This is a genomic window from Streptomyces sp. NPDC059900 (assembly GCF_050270335.1).
Taxonomy (GTDB): Bacteria; Actinomycetota; Actinomycetes; order Streptomycetales; family Streptomycetaceae; genus Streptomyces.
Window position 1 is genome coordinate 1 of the sequence record NZ_JBNNJZ010001007.1, and the last position, 1,734, is coordinate 1,734.

A 1,734-nucleotide genomic window follows, 5' to 3' on the forward strand; every position below is an offset into this window, starting at 1 on the left:
GGGCCCGCCTCATCGGCGCGGTTGGGTACGCGCCGAATGCCGATGAGGCGGATGGGGGGAGCCCGATACTGAAGCGGGACCGCGTTTCCGCTCGTGCCTGCGGTCGTCGCCGGCACAGAGGAGCATTCGCCGGCAACAGCCGTCCTCTCAGGACCTGATGGGGCTTGGCATGCCCGCTAGCCTGGCACTGTGCTGTGGGCGCGGTCTGCCAGCTGAACGAAGAATGCGGGACCGCGCAGGACAGATTACGAAAAGCCGCAGGCCAGGTCTGAGAGGGGGCAGGAATTCCGATCCCGGGCAGACAACGTGCAGCGGGTGTTTCAGACGGCAGGCACAGCATTCCGGCTGAGGGAGGCGCCATGCCCACACGCGACGCAACGCGACGGGCGCGCCCTGCCGTACGCCCTCTTCTTCGCCGTCACGACGACACCACGCCGCCGGACTCCGCCGCGCCCTGCCCCTTCATCGCCGCCCGTCACCAGGCGTGCGGCATCCTGCTCCGTCACCCACTCAGGACGTGACCCCGTGATCACCTCCCAGCCCGTCTCCCTGCCGGTGCGGACCGTCTTCGAGTGGGCCGAGCCCAAGAGCCTCGATCAATACCTGCGCGACCTGTACGGCCCCCATGTGAGCACGCACGACGTGCAGTCCGACTCGTGGCGGCACGTCCGCACCGACGCAGGCTCCTTCGCCGTGGACGACATGCGCCTGCGCGCGGACTACAGTTTCTGCTTCGCGTCCCCGGATCTCATCATCACCGAGCTCCACAACGGCAGGGTGGAGCGGGGCTTCGGGCCGGACAGCGAGCGCATCGGGCCCGGCGATGTGCTGATGATGAGTCATCCGGACCTGGACGCCCGGGGCCGCTGCCATGACTTCGACGCCCGCGCGGTCACCCTGCCCGCCGGGGCGGTCACTCAAGTCGCCGGCGAATCCGTACGCTTCACCGGTCACCAGCCCCTGTCGCCGGCTGCCGCGCAGTTATGGAAGCGCACCATCGACTACCTCGCCCGGGACCTGCTTGCCAGCCCCGAGGCCGCCGGGCAGCCTCTGTTGTGGGACAACGCCGCCCGGCTCCTCGCAGCGACCGTCCTGACGGTCTTCCCCAACACCGCCGTGCACGGCGCGCCCCTCGAATCGGGCCCGGACCGTCCGCCCGCCGTGCCCGCGCTGCTGCGCCGTGCGCAGGCGTTCACCGAGGACAACGCCCATCGCAACATCGGCGTCGCCGAGATCGCTGCCGCCGTCCATCTCACCCCGCGCGCTCTGCAGTACGCCTTCCGCCGGCACCTGGACACCACGCCCACCGCCTACCTGCGCCGGGTCCGGCTCCATCACGCGCACGAGGAGCTTTCCGCAGCGGATCCGGCATCGGGCAAGACCGTCACCGGCGTCGCGGCCCGCTGGGGCTTTCTCCATCCGGGACGCTTCGCCGCCGCCTACCGCCTGGCGTACGGCCGCTCCCCCGGCCTCACCCTCAAGTCCTAGACCAGGGCGGTGCGCCGCCGCAATCAGCCGCGCTCCGCCCCGTCACCGGCGTCTCAGTGCCCGAGCACCTGCCCGTAATACAGCGCCCCCCCCGCACTCCGAACAGCCCCGGCGTCAGGGCCTTGGAGCCCGTCCCGGCACCGTTCGGCAAGGGGTAAGTTCACGCACAGGAGGGCGGGCGGACGTCTATGACCCCAGCACTTCGCCGTACTTGATGGCACCGTTGGGCAGCGCGAAGCCGAACGG

1 protein-coding gene is annotated in these 1,734 nt (G+C 70.4%); it reads left to right on the top strand.

Annotated features, from left to right (window positions below; all coding sequences use genetic code 11):
• The first annotated feature begins 525 nt into the window (after window positions 1–525).
• The gene (locus ACQKIP_RS46685) at window positions 526–1,488 is read left to right on the top strand and encodes an AraC family transcriptional regulator (RefSeq protein WP_365853522.1); all 963 of its coding nucleotides are present in this window, start codon (window positions 526–528) and stop codon (window positions 1,486–1,488) included.
• Window positions 1,489–1,734: the final 246 nt, after the last annotated feature.